19 protein-coding genes are annotated in these 24,397 nt (G+C 63.4%); 10 read left to right on the top strand and 9 right to left on the bottom strand.

Annotated elements, in window-relative coordinates; translation table 11 throughout:
- Positions 1–70 precede the first annotated feature (70 nt).
- Positions 71–508, top strand: coding sequence for a peptidoglycan-binding protein LysM (gene lysM / locus C7A17_RS08035; protein ID WP_106737540.1), 438 nt, complete (start codon positions 71–73; stop codon positions 506–508).
- 56 nt (positions 509–564) lie between these two features.
- Here lysM and yrfG read toward each other — a convergent pair whose 3' ends face one another.
- Complete coding sequence (yrfG, locus tag C7A17_RS08030; protein ID WP_106742808.1) at positions 565–1,227, bottom strand: GMP/IMP nucleotidase; 663 nt, start codon at positions 1,225–1,227, stop codon at positions 565–567.
- A gap of 310 nt (positions 1,228–1,537) precedes the next feature.
- Between yrfG and nudE the strand changes: the two genes are divergently transcribed.
- Positions 1,538–2,104: an ADP compounds hydrolase NudE gene (gene nudE / locus C7A17_RS08020; protein WP_017678423.1), complete on the top strand. Its 567-nt coding sequence runs from the start codon at positions 1,538–1,540 to the stop codon at positions 2,102–2,104.
- Positions 2,101–2,922, top strand: a complete 822-nt coding sequence (gene cysQ, locus C7A17_RS08015; RefSeq protein WP_106737539.1) for a 3'(2'),5'-bisphosphate nucleotidase CysQ — start codon at positions 2,101–2,103, stop codon at positions 2,920–2,922. Before nudE ends, cysQ begins: the two co-directional genes overlap by 4 nt.
- A gap of 63 nt (positions 2,923–2,985) precedes the next feature.
- On the opposite strand, the gene C7A17_RS08010 is transcribed toward cysQ, so the two are convergent.
- The 8 genes from C7A17_RS08010 to gshB all read right to left on the bottom strand — a co-directional run bounded on the left by C7A17_RS08010 (position 2,986) and on the right by gshB (position 11,407).
- Positions 2,986–4,893 (bottom strand): beta-ketoacyl synthase, encoded by a 1,908-nt coding sequence (locus tag C7A17_RS08010; RefSeq protein WP_106737538.1) that lies wholly within the window; start codon positions 4,891–4,893, stop codon positions 2,986–2,988.
- A gap of 284 nt (positions 4,894–5,177) precedes the next feature.
- On the bottom strand, positions 5,178–6,449 hold the full coding sequence (locus tag C7A17_RS08005) for a dihydroorotase (RefSeq protein ID WP_106737537.1): 1,272 nt from the start codon (positions 6,447–6,449) through the stop codon (positions 5,178–5,180).
- Positions 6,449–7,456, bottom strand: coding sequence for an aspartate carbamoyltransferase catalytic subunit (locus C7A17_RS08000; RefSeq protein ID WP_106737536.1), 1,008 nt, complete (start codon positions 7,454–7,456; stop codon positions 6,449–6,451). Before C7A17_RS08000 ends, C7A17_RS08005 begins: the two co-directional genes overlap by 1 nt.
- Positions 7,457–7,467: 11 nt before the next feature.
- A complete protein-coding gene (gene pyrR / locus C7A17_RS07995; RefSeq protein ID WP_106737535.1) occupies positions 7,468–7,971 on the bottom strand; it encodes a bifunctional pyr operon transcriptional regulator/uracil phosphoribosyltransferase PyrR in 504 nt (167 codons plus the stop codon).
- A 202-nt stretch (positions 7,972–8,173) separates the two neighbouring features.
- Positions 8,174–8,611, bottom strand: a complete 438-nt coding sequence (gene ruvX, locus C7A17_RS07990; RefSeq protein ID WP_106742806.1) for a Holliday junction resolvase RuvX — start codon at positions 8,609–8,611, stop codon at positions 8,174–8,176.
- Complete coding sequence (locus tag C7A17_RS07985; RefSeq protein ID WP_106737534.1) at positions 8,608–9,177, bottom strand: YqgE/AlgH family protein; 570 nt, start codon at positions 9,175–9,177, stop codon at positions 8,608–8,610. Before C7A17_RS07985 ends, ruvX begins: the two co-directional genes overlap by 4 nt.
- A 175-nt stretch (positions 9,178–9,352) precedes the next feature.
- Positions 9,353–10,249, bottom strand: coding sequence for an energy transducer TonB (locus C7A17_RS07980; RefSeq protein WP_106737533.1), 897 nt, complete (start codon positions 10,247–10,249; stop codon positions 9,353–9,355).
- A 207-nt stretch (positions 10,250–10,456) separates the two neighbouring features.
- On the bottom strand, positions 10,457–11,407 hold the full coding sequence (gene gshB / locus C7A17_RS07975; protein WP_106737532.1) for a glutathione synthase: 951 nt from the start codon (positions 11,405–11,407) through the stop codon (positions 10,457–10,459).
- Between the two features lie 241 nt (positions 11,408–11,648).
- Here gshB and pilG point away from each other — a divergent pair, with 241 nt between their 5' ends.
- From pilG to C7A17_RS07940, 7 genes are all read left to right on the top strand, one after another.
- A complete protein-coding gene (gene pilG, locus C7A17_RS07970) occupies positions 11,649–12,056 on the top strand; it encodes a twitching motility response regulator PilG (protein ID WP_003458788.1) in 408 nt (135 codons plus the stop codon).
- A gap of 47 nt (positions 12,057–12,103) precedes the next feature.
- Entirely contained in the window at positions 12,104–12,469 is a 366-nt protein-coding gene (pilH, locus tag C7A17_RS07965; protein ID WP_013713612.1) for a twitching motility response regulator PilH, read from the top strand.
- 45 nt (positions 12,470–12,514) lie between these two features.
- A complete protein-coding gene (locus tag C7A17_RS07960; RefSeq protein ID WP_106737531.1) occupies positions 12,515–13,051 on the top strand; it encodes a chemotaxis protein CheW in 537 nt (178 codons plus the stop codon).
- An 84-nt stretch (positions 13,052–13,135) separates the two neighbouring features.
- Entirely contained in the window at positions 13,136–15,172 is a 2,037-nt protein-coding gene (locus C7A17_RS07955; RefSeq protein WP_106737530.1) for a methyl-accepting chemotaxis protein, read from the top strand.
- A gap of 60 nt (positions 15,173–15,232) precedes the next feature.
- Positions 15,233–16,093: a protein-glutamate O-methyltransferase gene (locus C7A17_RS07950; RefSeq protein WP_106742803.1), complete on the top strand. Its 861-nt coding sequence runs from the start codon at positions 15,233–15,235 to the stop codon at positions 16,091–16,093.
- A gap of 25 nt (positions 16,094–16,118) precedes the next feature.
- Positions 16,119–23,360 carry an Hpt domain-containing protein gene (locus tag C7A17_RS07945; protein WP_106737529.1) on the top strand — a complete coding sequence of 2,414 codons (7,242 nt, stop codon included), beginning with the start codon at positions 16,119–16,121 and terminating at the stop codon, positions 23,358–23,360.
- Positions 23,357–24,376 (top strand): chemotaxis protein CheB, encoded by a 1,020-nt coding sequence (locus tag C7A17_RS07940; RefSeq protein ID WP_106737528.1) that lies wholly within the window; start codon positions 23,357–23,359, stop codon positions 24,374–24,376. Before C7A17_RS07945 ends, C7A17_RS07940 begins: the two co-directional genes overlap by 4 nt.
- Positions 24,377–24,397 lie beyond the last annotated feature (21 nt).

The raw sequence follows: 24,397 nt of genomic DNA, 5'->3' as shown, positions 1-24,397 counted from the left end.
TGTTTCCTGAACTAGACTTTGGTCTCCGGGCGGTTTGCCCGGTTATTCACAAGGAACGAGAGGAATTGCCATGAGTCTGTTTGCCTTTGTCAAAGACGCCGGGGTCAAGCTCTGGGAGTCACTGGTGGGTCAGGAGGCGCAGGCCGCCGAATCGCTCAAGGAACATGTCGCCAAGGTTGGCCTGGGCAACCCGAACATCGAGGTCAGCGTCGAGGGCGACAAGGTCATCGCGCGCGGCGAAGTGGCCAGCCAGGAGGAGAAGGAAAAGATTCTCCTGGCGCTGGGCAACGTCGCCGGTGTCGGTGAGGTCGATGATCAGATCAGCGTGACCACCCCCGCGCCCGAAGCGCGCTTCGTCACGGTGAAGAAGGGCGACACGTTGAGCGCCATTGCCAAGGCCGAGTACGGCAATGCCAATGCCTATATGAAGATATTCGAGGCCAACAAGCCGATGCTCAGTCACCCGGACAAGATCTATCCGGGGCAGGTGCTGCGCATTCCCGAATAGGCCTTGGCTCGGCTGCAATCCGGGGCGCTATGTCAGATTGCCCTGATTGCAGCTGGCTACAGGTCTTGCAACAGCTCCTGGTAGTTTTCCACCGCAGCGAATTCTTCGGTGTCCTTCGGGCCGGCCTGGCTGTCCGGCTGACGCACGGCGAGCAGATGAGCGACGCCAAAGCGTCCGGCGCTACGCAGGATTGGCAGGCTGTCGTCGATGAACAGGGCGCGCGCCGGATCGAAGTCGACATCCTGGCGCAGGGCGAACCAGAACTGCTGATCCTCTTTGGGGAAGCCGTAGTCGTGGGAGCTGATCAGACGTTCGAACCAGGGCGCCAGCTCGACGCGCTCCAGCTTCAGCGACAGCGAATCGCGGTGTGCGTTGGTGATCAGCACCACGCGCTTGCCAGCCTCGCGCAGGGCGCGCAGGAACAGCTCGGCATCCGGGCGCAGGGCAATCAGGTGGGCGACCTCGCGCTTGAGGTCGCGGATCGACAGGCGCAGCTCGCGACTCCAGAAATCGGTGCAGTACCAGTTCAGGGTACCGGCGTGTTGGCGAAACAGCGGCAGCAGTTCGGCCTGCGCCAGCGCCAGGCTGACACCATGCTGCTCGGCATAGCGCTGCGGCAGGTGGGTGAGCCAGAAGTGGTTGTCGAAGTGCAGGTCGAGCAACGTGCCGTCCATATCCAGCAGGACGGTGTCGATCTGCTGCCAAGGTAGTACGGGCATGCTCATCTCTCTGATCGGACACCTTAAAAACTAGCTGCGTTGAGAACAGGCTCGGAGGCCGCTTGCGGCTAACACACTTCAGTGCGGCCCCGAAGGGGTGAGCGAAGCGAGTCATGCTCACGTACAAAAGTACACTCCGCGTTCTCGCTTCTGTTCTCGCCTTGCGCTGACTGCCTCGCCTACGTTTTAAAGTTGTCCTATGGGGTAAGGGGCAATCCGTGGCCTGTTTCGCCTTGATGCAATCTCGGCCACGGATAATGGCGAAAGCCGCTGTATGATAACCCGCTCGGTCCCGCCAAGGAGTCGCCTCATGCGCCAAAAGCCCACGGTTCTCGCTCGCGAAATTGTCGCCAGCAGCCGTCTGTTTCGTGTCGAGGAAGTGCAATTGCGCTTCTCCAACGGCACGGAGCGCACCTATGAGCGACTGGTCGGCAAGGGCTCGGGCTATGGCGCGGTGATGGTCGTGGCGATGCTCGACGCCGAGCACGCGGTACTGATCGAGGAGTACTGCGGCGGCACCGATGACTACCAGCTGTCGCTGCCCAAGGGCCTGATCGAGCCGGGTGAGGACGTATTGGTGGCGGCCAACCGTGAACTCAAGGAAGAGGCCGGTTTCGGCGCGCACGAGCTGGAGTACATCACCGAACTGAGCCTGTCGCCCGGTTACATGAGCCAGAAGATTCAGGTGGTGCTGGCGCGCAACCTCTACGAAGAGCGCCTGCCCGGCGACGAGCCCGAGCCGATGCGGGTCGACCGCATCAGCCTGCGCGAGCTGTCCAGCCTGGCCCAGCACGAGCAGTTCAGCGAAGGCCGTGCGTTGGCGGCGCTGTACCTGGTACGCGACCTGCTGACCCAGCGCGGGGAGTTCTGCCCGTGAGTCATCCCTTTATTCCCCAGGTGATCGAGCTGGTTCGCGCTGCGGGCGCGGCGACCCTGCCGTACTGGCGCAACGGTGTAGCGGTGACGGAAAAGGCTGATGCTTCGCCGGTAACCGCCGCCGACCTGGCCGCGCACCATATCCTGCTCGATGGCTTGCAGGCGTTGGCGCCGGATGTGCCGGTGCTGTCGGAGGAGGCTGCCGATATCCCGCTGGCCGAGCGTGCCGCCTGGACACGCTGGTGGTTGGTCGATCCGCTCGATGGCACCAAGGAGTTCATCGCCGGCTCCGAAGAGTTCACCGTTAACGTCGCCTTGATCGAGCAGGGCCGCGTGGTTTTCGGCGTGGTCGGTATTCCCGCCAATGGCCGTTGCTATTACGGCGGTGCCGACCTCGGTGCTTGGTGCAGCGACGCGCCGGGTCTCGAACGATCAATCAGGGTGCGCCTGGCGTCTGCGCAGGGTTTCACCCTGGTAGCCAGCAAGCGCCACTCCAGCCCGGAGCAGGAGCGTTTGCTCAGCGGCTTGGCCACGCGTATCGGTGAGCCGACACTGGCCAATATCGGCAGCTCGCTGAAGTTCTGTCTGCTGGCCGAAGGCAATGCCGATTGCTACCCACGCCTGGCGCCTACATCGCAGTGGGATACCGCAGCCGCGCAGGGCGTGCTGGAAGGGGCGGGGGGCGAAGTGCTGGATCTGGCCGGCGCACCGCTCGCCTACGAAGCGCGCGAATCCTTCCTCAATCCTTCGTTCCTGGCGCTACCGGCTGCCGCTGAATGGCGTGGTGAGCTGATCGAGCTGGCGCGCGGTTTGGCATAAACCTGTGGGAGGCGCTTTAGCGGCGACTGTCGCGGCTAAAGCCCCTCCCACAGTGCAACACGCTCAATCGAGCATATCGCTGTAACGCGCGTCCTTCTTGAATACCAGCGGCTGGTCGAAGCCCGGCACCTTCACTTCTTCGGTGGTGATGGAGATCGCCTGGTCGTCGATCATGTCGTTGCCGAAGTTGTAGATGATGTCCAGCTTGCCCTGTAGCGCTTGGCTGTCATAGGCGGCTGCAGCGGCGCGTGTACCTTCACGGCGCGCCAGGTAGGCGTCGAAAGCGGCCTGGCCATGGCGCTTGCGCAGCATGCGCTCGGCTACGTGCGGAGCCAGCACCAGGGCGCTGGCGTTGTTGCCGCCGAAGCCCTTTGAGTTGATGAAGGCCACGTCCAGCGCTTGCTCGCCGACCTTGCGGTCGTCGGTGGACAGGCTCAGGTGTTCCTGATGCACGTCACCGGCGACGGCGTCGATGGTTTTCAGGCCTGGCACGATGCCGTACTTGAAGGCGCCGAGTGCGCCGATCACCTGGTCGCCGCTGGCGGTGGCCAGGGAATGGCCGACGAAGGCCTTCACCGCGGTGACCGGCCATTGCTCGATGCCGAAGGCTGCCGCGACGCGGTCGAGGATTTCCGACTCGGTGACGCGGTTGGCCGGCGTGCTGGAACCGTGGGCGTGGACGAAGCTGCGGTTGCGCACGGCGTCCAGGCCGAGCAGTTGCACGGCGCTGGCCACGGCCTTGGCCACGGTCAGGTAGTTGCCCGGGCCAGGGGCGGAAATGGATTTCTTGAAGCCATCGGCATTGATGAACACGTCCGGTACGGCGCCGTGAATGTCGGCGCCCAGCTCCAGGGCCAGCTCGTCGTCCATCAGCACCACGAACTGGCAGGCTTCGGCCAGGGTGAAACCGCAGTTGTCGCCGAACGGGCGGCTGGCGCGGCGGAAGTCCACCTCGCTCTTGCCTTCGATCTGGCGCAGACCTTCCTCGGTGGCCAGTGCGCCCATGGCGCCGTAGCCCTCGATGCACTCCTGGTTGATTGGTGCCTCGCTGCTGCCGACGATGACCACGCGCGCCTTGCCGGCGGCGATCTGCTCGATGCCCTTCTGCAGGTTGTAGAGGAAGGTGGCGCAGGCGCCGGTGATGCTGCCGGTGGTGCCAACGCTGCCCAGCACGTAGGCGTTGATGAAGTCCGCCGGCATGGTGTTCAGGCCCAGGGCCAGCTGCTTGGCGGTGACGCGGCCGCCTTTGAGGCGTGACTGCATCATGCCGCCGAAACCGTTCTCGTCGAGCTGGCTCATGATGCAGCTGGCGAATACGGCGATCTCGTCCGGGGCCACGTGCTGGACGATGCGTTGCCAGTCGATGCCCACCGAACGCAGCGCGTCGGTGACGCCGACCACGGTCATGGCCAGGCCGCGTGGGTGGAAACGGGCGTTGTACAGCTCGCTCGGCTCGAAGCCGGTGGGCAACTGGCCGGCGGATTTCACCGCCAGCGGACGATAGCTGTCGACCTTGAATTCGCAGCTGTCGTGCAGGGTGACACGCACTTCGTTGCCTTCGAGCTCTTCGATCGACCAGTTGCTCGGCAGCGGCTCGGGCAACTGCTTGCGCTGGGTAATGAAGCTCAGGCTGGTGCCATCGGCAGGGGCGACGCCGATGTTCTTCTGCCAGTGGGCCGCGTCCGGATCCAGGTGCTGTTTCTCGATACGGCGCACCAGGGTGCCGGCGAGGATCTGCTTGGCGTAGCGGCTCTCGATCTCGGCCAGGCTCAGCGGCTGGCCGTCCTGATCCTGGTACTGGCCATCGACCACGCGCACCAGTTTCATCATCTGCGCCAGACCGGCCAGGGTTTCCTGGCGCGCCTGGGGTTCCAGCGACTCCTGCACGGTGCGACGGAAGCCATGGTGGAAGGAGCTGCGCCCGGCTGCGTTGTAACCCCCAAAACCCACGATCACAGGTAAGCGCGACATAACTCAAAAGCTCCTGAACAAGGCCAGCGCGACGCCAGGCCGGCGCCTCTGGGCGCGAGCAGGGTCATAGGGCGGTGGCATTTGGAAAATTTCGGCTGCCTAACCTGACGTGGATCATGACCGTCGAGTCACTCATTCGTCCAATGTCGTGGCAGGTGAAAGGCGTGTCGCAGGTGGGAGGGGGTTCCGAGTAGGGTGCGCCGTGCGCACCAAGAACCTTCTAGTAGAGGCTGGTGCGCATAGCGCACCCTACGCGAGCCCGCCGATTGGCGGGCTCGAAGGGCTCAGCTCTGGTAGCTGATATGTCCGTCGACCAGCGTGTAGCGCACTGCGCCGGGCAGGCAGTGGCCGATGAACGGGCAGTTGCTGCCTTTGGAGTACCACTGCTCGCCAGCGATGGTGGACGCTTGTGCATCGAACAGTACGATATCGGCAGCGCCGCCGACGCTCAGCTTGCCGGCCGGCAGGCGCAATGCGGCGGCTGGGCCACTGGTCAAACGTGCCAGCAGTGTCGGCAGATCCAGCAGGCCGTCCTGCACCAGGCTCAGGGCTAGCGGCAGCAGTAACTGTACGCTGCTGATGCCCGGTTCGGTGGCGGCGAAGGGCGCCAGCTTGGCATCGCGCTCGTGCGGCTGGTGGTGGCTGGCGATGGTGGAGATGACGCCGGCTTTCACTGCCTCGCGCAGACCATCGCGGTCGGCGCGCGAACGCAGAGGTGGCTGCACGTGGTAGAGGCTGGAGAAGTCGATCAGCGCTTCGTCGGTGAGGATCAACTGATACAGGGCAACGTCAGCGGTCACCGGCAGGCCACGGGCCTGGGCATTGGCGATCAGCTCGGCACCGCGGGCGCTGGTGATCTGGCTGAAGTGCGCGCGTACGCCGCTCTGTTCCACCAACAGCAGGTCACGGGCCAGGGCCACGGTTTCGGCGGTTTCCGGAATGCCGGCCAGGCCGAGGAAGCTGGCGGTCGGCCCTTCATGGGCCAGACCGCCTTCGGCCAGGTCGGCGTCCTGCGAGTGGAAGATCACCTGCAGGTCGAAGGTGGCCGCATATTCCAGCGCGCGGCGCAGGGTGCGGCTGCTGCGGAAGTTGTCGAGGCCGTTGCCGAAGGCGACGCAGCCGGCATCACGCAGCGCAACGAGTTCTGCAAGCTGCTCGCCAGCCAGGCCCTTGCTCAGCGCGCCGATGGGGAAGACCTTGGTGTGCCCGGCTTCGCGGGCGCGGTCGAGGATCAGCTCGGCCACGGCCGAGGTATCCAGCACCGGCTTGGTAATCGGTGGGCAGCACAGGCTGGTGACCCCGCCAGCAGCGGCGGCCAGGGTTTCCGTGGCGATGCTGCCTTTGCGGCTGTAGCCTGGCTCGCGTAGCGCCACCGACAGGTCGACCAGGCCGGGAGCGGCAATCAGGCCCTGAGCGTCGAGAGTCTTGTCGGCAGTGAAGCCGGCAGGTGCCTGGCCGGTGGCGACCAGTTTGGTTCCGTCGATATAGAGGTCGGTGACCTGATCCAGTCCGCTGGCTGGGTCGATTACGCGGGCGCCGAGGATTGCGGTACGCATCAGTTGGCCTCCTCGGCGTTGAGTTGACGTTGGGCGTTCTGCCCGCTCATGGCCATCGACAGTACGGCCATGCGGATGGCGATGCCGTAGGTGACCTGGTTGAGGATCACCGACTGCGGGCCGTCGGCCACCGCCGACTCGATCTCCACGCCACGGTTGATCGGGCCTGGGTGCATCACCAGGGCATCCGGCTTGGCCAGCTTGAGGCGTTGCTCGGTGAGGCCGAACAGGCGGTAGAACTCACCCTCGCTGGGCAACAGGCCGCCCTGCATGCGCTCACGTTGCAGACGCAGCATGATCACCACGTCGACGTCCTTGAGGCCTTCATTGGCATCGCTGAATACGCGCACGCCGTAAGCCTGCTCCAGACCGATCGGCAGCAAGGTCTTCGGCGCGATCACGCGGATGTCCGGGCAGCCCAGGGTTTTCAGCGCCAGCATGTTCGAGCGTGCCACCCGCGAATGCAGGATGTCGCCGACGATGGCCACCGAGAGGTTCTCGAAGTCGCCCTTGTGGCGGCGGATGGTGAGCATGTCGAGCATGCCCTGGGTCGGGTGTGCGTGGCGGCCGTCGCCACCGTTGATGATCGCTAGGTTCGGGCAGACGTGCTCGGCGATGAAGTGCGCGGCGCCGGAGTCGGCATGGCGCACGACGAAGATATCGGCGGCCATGGCTTCGAGGTTGCGCAGGGTGTCGAACAGCGTCTCGCCCTTGCTGGTGGAGCTGGTCGATACGTTGAGACTGATGACGTCGGCCGACAGGCGCTGGGCTGCCAGTTCGAAGGTGGTGCGGGTGCGGGTGGAGTTCTCGAAGAACACGTTGCACACGGTCTTGCCGCGCAGCAGCGGGACTTTCTTCACCGCGCGTGCGCCGACTTCAAGGAAGGAGTCAGCGGTGTCGAGGATTTCGGTCAACAGCTCGCGGGGCAGGCCGTCGAGTGAGAGGAAGTGGCGCAGCTGACCTTGGTCGTTCAGCTGCAGCGGGCGCTTGGCGGCGAGTGGCGTCATCGCAGGGAGTCTCAGTTGGCGAGCGTCTGGAGTTCGAGGGTCAGCGGCGTGGGGCCGGACAATTTTACCCGCTCGTTGGCCGCCAGCGACAGGGTGGCACCGACCACGTCGGGGCGGATCGGCAACTCGCGAGCGTTAAGGTCGAGCAGGCTGACCAGGGTCACACTGGCCGGACGGCCGTAGTCGAACAGTTCGTTCAATGCTGCGCGGATGGTGCGGCCGCTCATCAGTACATCGTCAATCAGCACCAGGTGCTGGCCTTCGATCTCGAACGGCAGCTCGGACGGTTGCACCTGTGGATGCAGGCCGTTCTGAGTGAAATCGTCGCGATAGAACGACACATCGAGGATGCCCAGTGCGTCATCGCGCCCCAGGGCTTGCAGCAGGGCCTGGGCGACCCAGACGCCGCCGGTGCGAATGCCGATGAATCGTGGCTCGCTGATCTGCCGTTGGTTCAGGTGCTGAGTCAGGGTGCTGGCCATGGCCGGCAGCAGATCGTTGGGATTGGGTAGCATGGCGAAACTCCATATATGAACAGCTTCTGAGAGCGTAAGCGAGGCCGCCGAGGCAAGGCAAAAACAGGCGAGGAAGCGCAGTTTACGAGTTGTAAATGAGCATTGCTCGTTTCACTCGTCCTTCGGACCGCGCTGAAGCGCGTCAGCCTCTAACGGCTTTCCGAGCCTGTTTTTAACGCAGCATCGGCAACGCAGGTAGCTCTCAGCCCGTGCAGTTTTCCTCTAGCCAGCCCTGTAGCAATAAGGCGGCGGCAATGGCATCGACCGGGCGCTCGCGATAGCCGCCACTCTGGCCTTCGCGCAGGCGCTGGCCCTTGGCCTCGAAGGTGGTCAGGCGTTCGTCGTGGGTGTAGGCCGGCAGGTTGAAGCGACCGTTGAGGCGGCGGGCGAATTTCTCGGCGCGGGCGCTCATCTCGCTGGGCGTACCGTCCATGTTCAGCGGCAGGCCGACCACCACGGCGTCCGGCTGCCATTCCTTGATCAGTGCTTCGACGCGATTCCAGTCCGGTACACCGTTCTGCGCTTTGAGCACACACAACTCGCGGGCATGGCCGGTGATCACCTGGCCGACGGCGACGCCGATCTGCTTGGTGCCATAGTCGAAGCCCAGCAGCAGGCGTAGTGGCTTGTCGCTCATCAGGCGTGCCCGACCTGCGAACTCAGCAGGCTGAGGTTGACCCCCAGGCGTGCGGCTGCGGCATTGAGTCGCTGGTCGAACGGCAGGTCGAACAGAATACTGCTGTCGGCGGGGCAAGTTAGCCAGGCGTTGTCGGCCAGTTCGGCTTCCAGTTGCCCCGCGTCCCAGCCGGCGTAGCCGAGGGTGATCAGGTAGCGATCCGGGCCGCTGCCATCGGCGATGGCGAAGAGCACATCCTGCGAAGTGGACAGACCCAGCTCACCCAGCTCCAGGGTCGCCTGGAACTGCGCGCCGGCCGGGTGCAGGACGAAGCCACGGTCGGTCTGCACCGGGCCGCCAGCGAAGATCGGCAGGCTGTGGCACAGCGCCGCAGGTTCTTCATCGGGGCGTAATTGTTCGAGCACATCGGCCAGGTTCAGGCCATTTGGCTTGTTGATCACCAGGCCCATCGCACCCTGTTCGTTATGTTCGACCAGGTAGGTGACGGTCTGCGCGAAGTTCGGATCGGCCATGTGCGGCATGGCGATCAGGAAATGGTGCTTGAGCGAGATGGGGGCTGAATTCTTCATGGCCGCTAGTTTCGGCTTTAAGCAGCTGGGCTTCAAGCCATAGGGCTGTTCAGCTGTGGGGCTGGCCGACCCGATGATCGTTCCTGGTGCCAGCACGTAGCCCGGATGAAATCCGGGTGCGGTGAGGGAATTCCCGGATTTCAAGAGCGCCGTAAGGTGCGCCGCGTGTACCGGACTAGTTGCTCGACAACCGATCGCCGCGCTCGAAGCGCCAGGTGCGGATGATTTCCAGGCGGTCGATGTCGGCCAGGTCACCGGTAAAGGGGGCGTAGGGGGCGGCCAGGCGCACGATGCGTTGTGCGGCCTGGTCGAGAACCGCCTGGCCGGAGGATTCAAGCACCTGCACTTCGTACAGAGAACCATCGCGGTTGATCGACACCAGCAGGCGCAGGCTGCCGTAGATGCGCTGGCGACGGGCATCGTCCGGGTAATTGAGGTTGCCGATACGCTCGACCTTCTTGCGCCACTCGTCCTTGTACCAGGCGCCCTTGTCGCGCATGGTCGACGCGGCGTTGAGGCGATGGATCTTCGGGCGTTTGGCGTAGGCCTGAACTTCCTGGGCCAGCTCGGCTTCCAGGCTGGCGATCTCCGCCGAGAGTTGCGCTGAGTCGAATACCGGGGCTGGCCGGGCTTGCGGCACGGGCTTGGTCTCTTCCCGTTTTACCGGGGTCTTCTGCTGTTGCGGGGCGCGGGTAGCGACTGCAGCCTTCGGTGCTTCCGGCTTGGTGGCCGGTTGCTGCGGTGTGGCGGGCGGGGTGACCTTGCGCACCTCGCTGTCCTGGAACAGTGCCTGCTCGGTGGTCTTGGGCGCCGCCGCGTGCTCCAGGGTACCGCTGCCTTGCTGATTGTCCTGGGCGAGGAAGTCAGCCTCCTTGGGCTTTTCTTCGCTCTTGAAGGTAGACAGGGTGATTTCCAGCGTCTTGCTGATTTCCGGCGGTGGCTCGAGGGTGAAGCCGACGCCCAGTATCAGGGCAATATGCAGCGCTGTGGCCAGGAAAAGCGTAAACCCCAGGCGATCCGCCGGACGAACGTCGGCGGTGGAGATGGCGGGAGGGGTGGCTGCTGCGTTCATGACGTATCGAGTCTGCTTTCGAATGACGCGCAGTCTGCGGCGCGGCGCTTCAGGCTGCAAGCCTGAAGCGCCAGGCTGCCACTTGCGTCAAGCTTTATGGCAAGTTTGCTGGTGATGCTGGTGATGCTGGTGATGCTGGTGATGCTGGTGATGCTGGCGTAGGGCGGGTGCAACCCGCCGGCCAGGCAGTGGCGGGTTGCACCCGCCCTACGATCCGCGCTTTGCCGCGATGCAATCCATCAGGCGCTCACCGATACGGGTGTCGAAGGCGGCATCGATTTCGCGAATGCAGGTCGGGCTGGTGACGTTGATTTCCGTCAGGTGCTCGCCGATCACATCGAGTCCGACGAAGATCAGTCCTTTTTCGCGCAGAGTCGGGCCGACGGCGGCGGCGATCTCGCGGTCGCGCTCGGTCAGTGGTCGAGCTTCGCCGCGCCCGCCGGCGGCGAGGTTGCCGCGGGTCTCGCCGGCTGCGGGAATACGCGCCAGGCAGTAGGGGATCGGTTCGCCGTCTATCATCAGAATGCGCTTGTCGCCGTCCTTGATGGCCGGCAGGTAACCCTGCGCCATGATCTGCTGCTGGCCGTGCTGAGTCAGCGTTTCCAGAATCACCGAGAGGTTGGGGTCGCCCTCGCGGTGACGAAAGATCATCGAACCACCCATGCCATCCAGGGGTTTGAGAATGATGTCACGGTGCTCATCGGCAAACTGGCGCAGAATGTCGGGGCGCCGACTGACCAGGGTCGGAGGTGTGTATTGGGGAAACTGGGTGGCGAAGAACTTTTCATTGCAGTCGCGCAGACTCTGCGGCCGATTGACCACCAGTACGCCGTCGCGCTCAGCCTGCTCGAGCAGGTAGGTGGAGTAGACGAATTCGTTATCGAAGGGCGGATCCTTGCGCATCAGGATCACGTCGAGTTCGGCGAGCGGCGTGTCCTGCTCGGGGCCAAGGGCGAACCAGCGTTGAGGATCGTTGAACACCTCCAAAGGCCGCAGGCGAGCACGAGCTCGGCCGCGGGCTTGGTAGAGATCCTGCTGTTCCATGTAGAACAGCGACCAGCCGCGTGCTTGAGCGGCCAGCAGCATGGCCAGCGAACTGTCCTTCTTGAAGGAAATGCTGGCAATCGGATCCATGACGATCCCGAGACGAAGGCTCATGGGGGTAACTCTCCGCGAGATAGAGGGCAAAGGCCCGGTAGTTGCACCGAACGAGGCTTGTCAGGGTGGCGTCGACCGGGGTCTTGGTCAAGGGCTGGAGCTGCTCTGGCGGGCTTATAGCTTGCATGTGGAGAGTGTGCTAAAAAGGCCCGACGATTGGGTCAAGACCCATCGGCGACTGGGCCTCAGGCATACTGATAACGCGAAAATAACGACTCACCGAGGCGATGGTAGGGCGAAAATGGAACAGCATTCCGAGGGTTTGAAAGTGATGGTGATCGACGATTCGAAAACGATTCGTCGCACCGCGGAAACTCTGCTGAAAAAAGTGGGTTGTGACGTCATCACCGCGGTCGATGGCTTCGATGCCCTGGCCAAGATTGCCGACACTCACCCCAGCATCATCTTTGTCGACATCATGATGCCGCGTCTCGATGGGTATCAGACCTGTGCCCTGATCAAGAACAACAGTGCTTTCAAATCCACTCCGGTGATCATGCTGTCCTCCAAGGATGGCCTGTTCGATAAAGCCAAGGGACGCATCGTCGGTTCCGATCAATACCTGACCAAACCTTTCAGCAAGGAAGAGTTGCTCGGTGCGATCAAAGCCCACGTGCCTGACTTCACTCCGGTGGAACAAGCCTCCTGACGTGATGGCCTCAGGGCCTGCGCGCCACTTCTGTATTGGGAAACACCATGGCTCGAATTCTGATTGTTGATGACTCCCCGACCGAGATGTACAAGCTGACCGCCATGCTGGAAAAGCACGGCCATCAGGTACTGAAAGCGGAAAACGGCGCCGACGGCGTGGCCCTGGCCCGCCAGGAGAAGCCGGACGCGGTTCTGATGGACATCGTCATGCCCGGCCTCAATGGTTTCCAGGCGACTCGTCAACTGACCAAGGACGCCGAAACCAGCCACATCCCGGTGATCATCGTCACCACCAAGGATCAGGAAACCGACAAGGTCTGGGGCAAGCGCCAGGGCGCCAAGGACTACCTGACCAAGCCGGTCGACGAAGATACCTTGCTGAAAACCCTCAATGCGGTTCTGGCCGGCTGATGCCGTGCCGTCCGCGTATTAAATAAGAAGAAGGCCACGGCTGGCATGTCGGACGCGCAGACTCCTTTCCAGATCCTCTTCGAGATCGACCAGCGTTGCCGAGCCCTGGCGGCCGGTTTGCCGTCGCAACAGGCGGCGGTGCAAACCTGGAGCGGTATCGGTTTTCGCATGGGCGAGCGATTCTTCGTCGCGCCGATGGGGGAAGTGGGTGAAGTCCTGCATGAACCACGCTACACCCTGCTGCCGGGGGTGAAGGGTTGGGTCAAAGGGGTGGCCAACGTGCGTGGCCGCCTGCTGCCGATCATGGATCTGTGTGGATTCTTCGGCAATGAACTGTCGCCGCTGCGCAAGCTGCGGCGAATTCTGGTGGTCGACCACCAGGAAATCTTCGCTGGCCTGACGGTCGACGAAGTTTTCGGCATGCAACATTTCCCCGTGGATGCATTTTCAGAACAACTGCCGCCTCTCGAGGCGAGCATTGCGCCGTTTATCCACGGAGTCTTTCAACGGGAACAGCCCTGGTTGGTGTTCAGCCCTCATGCGTTGACGGCGGATCCGGGCTTTCTCGATGTTGCCTATTAATAGATTTTCGGTTGGGTCGGTTCTTCCGACCCTTTGGCGTTACATGGGAACCGTAGTGCGGTCGGTCCAGGCGGGGGCCAGATAATGAAAAAATTCAATGCAGGCAATTTGTTGGTCGGGGCACGCAGTAGCACGCTGATCGCGGCGCTGTTCGTCGTGCTCATCGTTTCCATCGTGCTGTTGTTCGCGAACTTCGCCTACATCAACACCCAGTCCAACTACGATACCGAGTACATCAGCCACTCCGGTGAGCTGCGCGTACTGTCCCAGCGTATCGCCAAGAACGCCACCGAGGCCGCGGCGGGTACCGCCGAAGCTTTCGGCCTGCTGCGCGATGCCCGTAACGACTTCCAGCAGCGCTGGGGTTACCTGACCGACGGCGATGCCAGCAGCGGCTTGCCGCCGGCACCCGAGTCGGTGCAGGCGCAGATGGCCGCCGTGCAACAGGACTGGGACAGCCTGAGGCAGAACACCGACGCCATTCTCGCCAGCGAGCAGACCGTACTGTCGTTGCACCAGGTAGCCGCCACCCTGGCGGAAACCATTCCGCAGCTGCAGGTCGAGTACGAGGAAGTGGTCGACATCCTGCTGGAAAGCGGCGCACCGGCTGCCCAGGTATCGGTCGCCCAGCGGCAGTCGCTGCTGGCCGAACGTATCCTTGGCTCGGTGAACAAGGTGCTGGCCGGTGACGAGGACTCGGTACAGGCCGCCGACATGTTCGGCCGCGACGCCAGCCTGTTCGGTCGTGTACTGGCGGCGATGCTCGAAGGCAACGCGGCGATGGAAATCAGCCAGGTGACCGACGAGGAAGCCCTCGAGCGTCTGGCCGAGATTTCCGAGCTGTTCGAATTCGTATCCGGTTCGGTGGACGAGATTCTCGAGACCTCGCCGGAACTGTTCCAGGTGCGTGAATCGGCGAACTCCATCTTCACCGTGTCGCAGACCCTGCTGGACAAGGCATCCGAGTTGGCCAGCGGCTTCGAAGACCTGGCCGACGGTCGTGCCCTCAACACCCTGTTCGGCTACGTGCTGGGCGGCCTGGCGCTGGGTTCGATCATCCTCATCGGCCTGGTGATGGTGCGCGAGACCAACCGTCGTCTGGCCGAAACCGCCGAGAAGAACGAGCGTAACCAGGCGGCGATTCTGCGTCTGCTCGACGAAATCGCCGACCTCGCCGACGGTGACCTGACCGTGGCCGCGACGGTAACCGAAGATTTCACCGGTGCCATCGCTGACTCCATCAACTACTCCATCGACCAGCTGCGTGACCTGGTAGCGACCATCAACCTGACCGCCGTTCAGGTAGCCGGTGCAGCCCAGGAAACCCAGGCCACGGCGATGCACCTGGCCGAGGCTTCCGAGCACCAGGCGCAGGAAATTGCCGGCGCCTCCGCGGCGATCAACGAAATGGCCGTGTCGATTGACCAGGTATCGGCGAACGCCTCGGAATCCTCCGCGGTAGCGGAACGTTCCGTAGCGATCGCCAACAAGGGCAACGAAGTCGTACACAACACCATCACCGGCATGGATAACATCCGTGAGCAGATTCAGGACACCTCGAAGCGGATCAAGCGCCTCGGTGAGTCGTCCCAGGAGATCGGTGACATCGTTAGCCTGATCAACGACATTGCCGACCAGACCAACATCCTCGCACTGAACGCCGCGATCCAGGCGTCCATGGCCGGTGATGCGGGCCGCGGCTTCGCCGTGGTAGCGGACGAGGTACAACGCCTCGCAGAACGTTCCTCGGCGGCGACCAAGCAGATCGAGGCGCTGGTAAAAACCATTCAGACCGACACCAACGAAGCCGTTATCTCCATGGAGCAGACGACTTCCGAAGTGGTGCGCGGTGCCCGCCTGGCGCAGGACGCCGGGGTGGCACTGGAAGAGATCGAGAAGGTATCGAAAACCCTCGCGGCCCTCATCCAGAACATCTCCAACGCCGCCCGTCAGCAGGCCTCTTCGGCCGGCCACATTTCCAACACCATGAACGTGATCCAGGAGATCACCTCGCAGACGTCCTCGGGTACCACCGCCACCGCCAAGAGCATTGGTAACCTGGCCAAGATGGCCAGTGAGATGCGCAAGTCGGTGTCCGGCTTCACCCTGCCAGACGCCTGATAAAGGAGCGCGGTGGCTGGCTGCAGCTACCGCAACACAGCCATGACCCAGGGCGAAGGTATGCAGTCAGCGGGCGTGTGGGCGTTGCGCCCGGTGGCCGATATGTCGCAAGCCGATTTCCACGACTGGCAGACGCTGCTCGAAGCGCGAACCGGTGTGGTGATCAGCGAGCAACGGCGCGCGTTTCTGCAGACCAACCTGAGTGCGCGCATGCGCGAACTGGGCGTCACGGACTACGCCAGCTACTACCGTCAGGTCACCGATGGCCCGCGAGGCGCGGTGGAGTGGTCGACCCTGCTGGATCGTCTGACCGTGCAGGAAACCCGCTTCTTCCGTCATCCGCCCTCCTTCGAGGTGCTGACGCAGTACCTGCAGGAGCGGCTGGCCGCCGGCTTGGGTAAACCCTGGGAATTGTGGAGCGTGGGTTGCTCCAGTGGTGAAGAGCCCTATTCGCTGGCGATCCTGGCGGCCGAGGCATTGCAGGGCAGTGAGTTGCCCGAGCATTTCGCCGTGACGGGTACCGATATCAGCCAGGGGGCGTTGAGCAAGGCGCGTGAGGCCTGCTACTCGCAACGCCGCCTGGAGCAGGTAAGTGACGATCTGCGCGAGCGCTATTTTCTCGCTCAGGCCGATGGACGTTTCAAGGTGGTATCGAGCCTGGCTGCGCGGGTGTGCTGCGCCCGGCTCAACGTGCTGGAACTGGCTAAGGCGCCGATGTCCGGCATGGACGTGATTTTCTGTCAGAACTTGCTGATCTATTTCCGCCGCTGGCGTCGCCGCGACATCCTCAACCGCCTGGCCGAGAGCCTGGCGCCAGGAGGGTTGCTGGTGGTGGGTGTGGGTGAAGTAGCCGGTTGGCAGCATCCGGAGCTGGTACCGGTTGCCGACGAGCGAGTTCTGGCGTTTACCCGCAAGGGATAAGGCCAAGTTTATGAGTGGAGTGGCTATGGGTGATCGGCATGATTATGTCGCCCTGGAGTGGGTCAAAGGCGAAATCGCGGAAACCCTGAAGCAGGCGCGACAGGCCCTGGAGGCGTTCGTCGAGAACCCGCAGGATCCGACGCGTATGCGTTTCTGCCTGACTTACGTGCACCAGGTTCACGGCACCTTGCAGATGGTCGAATTCTACGGCGCCGCTCTGCTCGCCGAGGAAATGGAGCAGCTGGCCAAGGCGCTGATGGAAGGTCGCGTGGCCAATCAGGGCGAGGCCCTGGAAGTGCTGATGCAGGCCATCCTGCAGTTGCCTGTGTACCTTGACCGTATCCAGACCGCCCGCCGCGACCTGCCGATGGTCGTGTTGCCGCTGCTCAACGATCTGCGCGCCGCTCGCGGCGAGAAGCTGCTGTCGGAAACCAGCCTGTTCTCCCCTGACATGTCCGTCCGTCTGCCGGCGTTGTCCGAAGGTGGCCTGGCACACCTGCGTACCGCCGAGCTGCCGGTACTGTTGCGCAAGCTGCGGCAGATGCTGCAGATGGCACTGGTCGGCATCATTCGTAATCAGGATCTGGCCACCAACCTTGGCTACATGGCGCGCGTCTTCGCCCGCCTGGAAAACCTGTGCAAGGAAGCCCCGCTGGGCAGCCTGTGGCAGATCGCCTCCGGTATGGTCGAAGGCCTGGCCAATGGCAGCGTGGTCAACGGCACGTCGGTGCGCACCCTGCTGCGTCAGGTCGACAAGGAGCTCAAGCGTCTGGTCGAGCAGGGCGCCGATGGCATCAACCAGGCCGCTCCCGATGAACTGACCAAGAACCTGCTGTTCTACGTGGCCAAGGCGCCGGCGCAATCGCCACGCATCCGTGCCCTGAAGGAACAATACCGCCTCGACGAAGCCCTGCCGGACACCGAAGTGGTGGACGAGGAGCGGGCCCGCCTGGCCGGCCCTGATCGCGATGCCATGCGCTCGGTGGTGGCGGCGCTGTGCGAAGAACTGGTGCGGGTCAAGGACAGCCTCGATCTGTTCGTACGCAGTGATCGTAGCCAGGCCAGTGAGCTGGACGGTTTGCTCGCGCCACTCAAGCAGATCGCCGACACCCTCGCGGTACTGGGCTTCGGCCAGCCGCGCAAAGTGATTCTCGACCAGATCGACGTGATTCATGGCCTGTCTCTTGGCCAGCGCGAGCCGAGCGATGCGGTACTGATGGATGTCGCCGGTGCGCTGCTCTATGTCGAAGCCACGCTGGCCGGCATGGTCGGCCCGAGCGACGACAACCAGAACGAGCAGAGCCACCTGCCGACCACCGACGTGGCGCAGATTCACCAGTTGGTGATTAAAGAGGCGCGCAATGGCCTGGAACAGGCCAAGGACGCGATCATCGAGTTCATCGCCTCGCAGTGGAACCATGAGCACCTGGCCCGCGTGCCCGAGTTGCTCACCCAGGTGCGTGGCGGATTGGCGATGATCCCGCTGCAGCGCGCGGCCGATCTGCTCAACGCCTGCAACCGCTATATTCAGGAACAGCTGCTGGCGCGCAAGGCCGTGCCCAACTGGCAGAGCCTGGACACCCTGGCCGACGCCATCACCAGCGTCGAGTACTACCTCGAGCGTCTGGCCGAAGATCATGGCACCCAGGGTGACCTGATCCTCGATGTCGCCGAAGAAAGCCTGGAGACCCTGGGCTATCCACTCAAGGAAAAACCGTCGGTCCTCGATCGCGTCGAGCCGCAGCAAGAATCCCTGGCGCCGTTGGCCGATCCGCTTCAGGAAATCGAACTGCTGGGCGCCGAGGACGATCAACTCGGAGAGCCGCTGGCCTTCGAACCGGACGCATTACCGCTGGAAGCCGGTAGTGATCTGGAGTTGCTCGACGCCGAGCCGCAACTGGGCGATATGCCGTCGCTGGGCGAGCCGGCGGACGAGCTCACCTTCGACCTGGGTGAACTCGAAGAGCTGCCGCCTTTGCAGGCTGACGCCGAACTGCCGTCGCTGACAGTCGAAGCCGTACCCGATCTGGAATTCGAAGAGCTGAGCCTGGAGCAACTGGACGCCGCGCCGCAGTGGGATGAGTTGGAGTTGGCCGAGCTGGAGTTGCCGGAGGTCGAGCTACCCAGCTTGCCCGAAGCCACTCTGGAGCTCGAAGAGCCGACCGCGGAGAAACCTCTGTCGATGGCTGACGTGATGGCCGCCCCCGTGCAGGCGATCAACCCACCTGCCGCCGATGTACCGCCAAGCCTGCTACCGCCGCCGGCCGATGAGGAACCGGTTGACGAAGAGTTGCTGGAAGTCTTTATCGAAGAAGCCGGTGAAGTGCTGGAAACCATCGCCGAGTACCTGCCGCAGTGGCAGGCCGACACTGGCAACAAGGACGCGCTGATCGAAGTGCGTCGTGCCTTCCACACCCTCAAGGGGAGTGGGCGCATGGTGCGCGCGCTGATCATCGGCGAGTTGGCCTGGTCGATCGAGAACCTGCTCAATCGCGTGCTGGATCGCAGCATCGAGCCGAACGAGCCCGTGCAGCAGGTGGTGCTCGACGTGGTGGCGCTGATGCCGGCGCTGGTCGACGAGTTCGCCGCCAAGGCGCAGCGCCAGCGTGACGATGTCGATCTGCTGGCTGCCACCGCGCATGCATTGGCCAAGGGGCTGACGCCCCCAAAATCTGACGCCCCGGCCGCCCCACAGGTAGCCGAGCCCGCGGGCGTTATCGACGCTACCGACACCGTCGAGGATCCCTTGTCGCCTGGCGATGAGCTGCTCGATGGCGAGCCCCTCGATCCGCAGTTGCTGGAGATTTTCCGTAACGAGGCGGAAACCCATCTGGATACGCTGGTGGGTTTCCTCGCCGACTGCGCGCAGGAGCTACCACAGCCGGTCACCGACGACCTGCAGCGAGCTTTGCACACGCTCAAGGGCAGTGCCTACATGGCCGGTATCCTGCCGGTGGCGGAAATTGCCGCGCCGTTGGAGAAGCTGGTCAAGGAGTTCAAAACCAACCTGATTCAGGTGGATCTGAGCGCCGCAGAGTTGCTCAGCCGCGCTGAACAGCTTTTCCGTGTTGGTCTGGAAAACCTGGAGAGCCAACCGCTGGCGCCCATCGACGGGGCAGGGGCGTTTCTCGCTCGTGTGCAGGCGCTGCATCATGAGCGTCTGGCCAGTGCAGAGGGCGAGCGCCTGGCGCAGAGCGGCGAAAGCCGCGATCCCCAACTGATCAGCATTTTCCTTGCCGAGGGCATGGATATCCTGCTTGATGCCGAGGATCTGCTGCGCAAATGGCGCGAGCATCCGTCCGAGCGTCAGGAGCTGTCCGCGTTGCTGGAGGAGCTGACCACCCTCGGCCGTGGTGCCGAGATGGCCGAGCTGCCGCAGATCGACGAGCTGTGCGAGGCGCTACTGGATCTGTACGGTGCCGTCGAAGAGGGCAGCCTGGCCGTCAGTGAACGCTTCTTCGACGAGGCGGAAAAAGCTCACGAAGCGCTGATCGACATGATGGATCAGGTTGCCGCGGCGCTGCAGGTTACGGCTCAGCCCGAACGCGTGCAGGCGCTACGCGACCTGCTGAGTGAGGCCATCGATCCCGATACCCTGGCCCTGCTCGCGCCTGGCGCACAGGGGCTTGAAGTGGTCGAGTTGGATCATGCCACTGCCGAGCTGGAACAGTTCGAGGCATTGTCGAGCGAACCGGAAACGGCAGAGCCGAGCGCAGCCCTTGCTTCCTCTGAGCGGGCCGAAGAGCTTGCCGTGGAGCCCGAGGCGCCAATCGGTTTCAGCCCTGCGGAGGCCGATCTCGACGAGGAAATGGTCGAAATCTTCCTCGAAGAAGCTGTCGATATTCTGGAAAGTGCCGGTCAGGCGCTGGAGCGCTGGTTGAGCGAGCCGGACAACACCCTGCCGCTGTCCTCGCTGCAGCGTGATTTGCACACCCTCAAGGGTGGTGCGCGAATGGCTGCTATCCGCCCGATCGGCGACCTGGGCCATGAGCTCGAATCGCTCTACGAAGGGCTGGTTGACCGTCGTTACAACCACTCCGCTGAACTGGGCAGTCTGCTGCAGCAGAGCCATGATCGCCTGGCACTGATGCTCGACCAGTTGCAGGCTCGTCAGCCGTTGGTCTCCGGTGATGACCTGATCCAGGCGATTCGCCAGTTCCGCCAGGGCGGTAGCCCGCAAAGTCTGTCGGCCGCGGCGGTTCAGTTTGAGCCGGCATTCGATGATGCGCCTGAGGAGGTGCTCGACGTCCAGCTGGACGAGGACGAGCTGCCGCCACTGGCGTTGGTCGAAGATGAGAGCGGGCTTGATCAGGTCGCGGAAATCCCGCTCGATGAAGAGCAGGGCTCATCCGATGACGCCCTGTCGATGCCCATTGCTGAAGAACTGCCGGCACTGAGCGAAGCCGTCGCCGAGCCCGAGCCGCCAGCCGTTGCGTCGACGAGCTGGCATGAGGATCGCGATCCCGAGTTGGTGGAAATCTTCCTGGAAGAAGGTTTCGACATCATCGATAGCGCCGGCTCTGCCTTGCAGCGCTGGATGGCCGACGTAGACAACAGCCTGGAACTGGAAGCCCTGCAGCGTGACCTGCATACCCTCAAGGGTGGTGCACGCATGGCCGAGATTCGCGAGATCGGCGATCTGGCACACGAGCTGGAATTCCTTTACGAAGGGCTCGGTGGCGGCCGCCTGCGCGCCAGTCCCGAACTGTTCACCTTGTTGCAGGCCTGCCATGACCGCCTGGCGGAGATGCTCGAAGCCGTTCGCGGCCAGCGTCCGGTGCCCTCGGGTGATGCGCTGATCGAGACCATCAAGCGCTTTCGCGCCAACCCCGATGAGCAGTTGAGCATGCCCTCGGCAGTGCAGCTCAAGGCTGTGGTCGAGAGCGATGAAACCGAGGAGGCTGACAGCGACATCCTCGACATCTTCCTGGAGGAAGGTGATGACCTGCTCGAAGCGATGGAAGCGGCCATCGGCCGTTGGGAAGAACATCGTGACGACGGTAATGCCATCGACGAGATGCTGCGCATCCTGCACACCCTCAAGGGCGGTGCGCGCTTGGCCGGGCAGAAACGTCTGGGCGACATGAGTCATGACTTCGAACAGCATCTCAGCGAGGCCCTGCAACAGGGGGCTCCGTGGCCGGAAAGTCTGTTCCTCGACGTACAGTCCGGTTTCGAGGGGCTGCAACAGGAACTCGATCTGTTGCGTCAGCGGCTCAGTGACAGCCTCGCCGATGAGCCGCCTGCAGCTGCTGAGCCTGTCGAGCCTGAAGCCGCTGTGCCGAGTCTGGTCACTCCGATTGTCGCGGCCAGTGAGCTGCCGTCGCAGGTGCAGGCGCCCAAGGTGTTGCCATTCGTGCAGCGTGCGCAGGAGGCCGCTCAGGAAGCGGCTGCCCGCCGCGCTCCGCAGGAGCTGGTCAAGGTACCGGCCGAGCTGCTCGAAGGCCTGGTCAACCTGGCCGGTGAGACCTCGATCTTCCGTGGCCGCGTCGAGCAGCAGGTCAGTGACGTCAGCTTCACCCTGAGTGAGATGGAAGCCACCATCGACCGGGTACGCGACCAACTGCGTCGTCTCGACACCGAAACCCAGGCGCAGATTCTCAGCCGCTATCAGGCCGAGGCCGAGCGCGCGGGTTATGAGGATTTCGACCCGCTGGAAATGGATCGCCATTCGCAGCTGCAACAGCTTTCCCGTGCGCTGTTCGAATCGGCCTCCGACTTGCTCGACCTGAAAGAAACCCTGGCGGCGAAGAACCGCGACGCCGAGACCCTGCTGTTGCAACAGGCGCGGGTCAACACCGAACTGCAGGAAGGCCTGATGCGCACCCGCATGGTGCCATTCGACCGCCTGGTGCCGCGTTTGCGGCGTATCGTCCGGCAGGTGGCTGGCGAGTTGGGCAAGCAGGTCGAGTTCGTCGTCGGCAACGCCGAAGGGGAAATGGATCGCACGGTGCTTGAACGTATCGTCGCGCCGCTGGAGCACATGCTACGCAACGCCGTCGACCATGGCATCGAATCTGTCGAGGCGCGCCGCGCCGCAGGTAAGTCGGACACCGGCACCATTCGCCTGAACCTCGGTCGTGAGGGCGGCGATATCGTCCTGACGCTGGATGATGACGGCGGCGGTATTCGCCTGGAGGCCGTGCGGCGCAAGGCCATCGAACGTGGCCTGATGGATGTCGACAGCGACCTCAGTGACCACGAGGTGCTGCAGTTCATCCTCGAGGCCGGCTTCTCCACGGCGGAGAAGGTCACGCAGATTTCCGGCCGCGGCGTCGGCATGGACGTGGTGCACTCGGAGGTCAAGCAGCTCGGTGGCTCGATGAGCATCGATTCGGCTGTAGGCCAAGGCACGCGCTTCACCATTCGTCTGCCGTTCACCGTGTCTGTGAACCGCGCGTTGATGGTGTACTCGGGCGAAGACCTCTACGCCATCCCGCTGAATACCATCGAAGGTATCGTGCGCGTTTCGCCCTACGAGCTTGAGGCATACTACGCCCCCGATGCGCCGCGCTTCGAATACGCCGGGCAGGCCTACGAGCTGAAGTACCTGGGGGATCTGCTGAACAATGGTCAGCACCCGAAACTGGTGGGCCAGAGCCTGCCGCTGCCGGTGATCCTGGTGCGTTCCAGCGAACACGCCGTGGCGGTACAGGTGGACAGCCTGGCCGGTTCGCGCGAGATCGTGGTGAAAAGCCTCGGCCCGCAGTTCGCCGGGGTGCACGGTATCTCCGGTGCGACCATCCTCGGTGACGGCCGCGTGGTGGTGATTCTCGATCTGCTCGCCACCATTCGCGTGCTGCACGCGCACCTGCTGACCCAGCTGACTCCACGTCTGGCCTCGCGCCAGGTGGCGATCAGCGAAGAGGTGGAAATCGACCGGCCGACCCTGGTCATGGTGGTGGACGACTCGGTCACCGTGCGCAAGGTCACCAGCCGTCTGCTCGAGCGTAACGGCATGAACGTGATGACCGCCAAGGACGGGGTGGATGCCATTGCCCAACTGCAGGAGCACAAGCCCGACATCATGCTGCTGGACATCGAGATGCCGCGCATGGATGGCTTCGAGGTGGCCACCCTGGTGCGCCACGACGATGGCTTGAAGGATCTGCCGATCATCATGATCACCTCGCGTACCGGTGAAAAACACCGCGAGCGCGCCATGGCCATCGGCGTCAACGAATACCTCGGCAAGCCCTATCAGGAGTCCTTGCTGCTCGACACCATTGCACAGTTGGTGGATAGCCACCGGGTCAAACGGACATGACAGAGAAAACCGCGGCACGTATTGCAGTGATCGCCGACACCTCGCTGCAGCGCCATGTGTTGCAGCAGGCGCTGGCCGGCAGTGGTTATCAGGTGGTGCTCAATAGCGACCCGGCACGTCTCGACGAGGACGCCCTGGCCGCCTGCGAGACCGACCTGTGGCTGGTGGATCTGGCTCAGTCGGAAGATTCGCCACTGGTTGACAGCCTGCTGGAGCATGCCAGCGCGCCGGTGCTGTTCGGCGAAGGCCATGCGCCCGAACGTCATTCTGAAAATTATCCGCGCTGGGAGCGACGCCTGTTCGGCAAGCTCAAGCGTCTGGTCGGCGATCCGGCGGAGGCGGTTGGCCCGAGCCTGCAGGCATTGTTTGACGAGGCGCAGCGTCCAGCTCGCCTGGAATTGCCACAGGCCTTGGCAGACACACCGCTCAAGGCCGGCGAGCCGGCGCGCCAAGTCTGGTTGCTGGCGGCTTCGCTGGGTGGCCCGGCGGCGGTCAAGGCGTTTCTCGACGCCCTGCCGGGTGGACTGCCCATCGGCTTCATCTATGCCCAGCATATCGATGCCAGCTTCGAAGCCGTGCTGCCGCAGGCGGTTGGCCGGCATAGCCAGTGGCGCGTCAATCCGGCGCGCCAGGGGGATCCGGTACGTTGCGGCGAAGTGGTGATTGCGCCCATCGCACGTGAACTGGGATTCGCCGAGGACGGTGCCATGCAGGTCGCTGAACGCGGCTGGCCGGAGCCCTACAGCCCGTCCATCGACCAGATGATGCTCAATCTGGCGCAGCAGTTCGGTGCCCAGTGTGGGGTAATTGCCTTCAGCGGCATGGGCAGTGATGGCAGTGCTGCGGCCGCCTACGTCAAGCGCCAGGGTGGGGTGATCTGGACTCAGCGCGCCGACAGCTGTGCCAGTCCGAGTATGCCAGACAGCCTGCGCGAGGGCGGCTACAGCAGCTTCAGCGCCGACCCGCGTGAACTGGCCGTAGCCCTGGTCAATCATCTTGCGGAAAACTGCAGCTGACAGGGCCGTTGGCCCGTATAG

The organism is Pseudomonas mendocina (assembly GCF_003008615.1).
Lineage (GTDB): Bacteria > Pseudomonadota > Gammaproteobacteria > Pseudomonadales > Pseudomonadaceae > Aquipseudomonas > Aquipseudomonas mendocina_C.
This window is presented reverse-complemented; position numbering and strand designations above follow the sequence as displayed.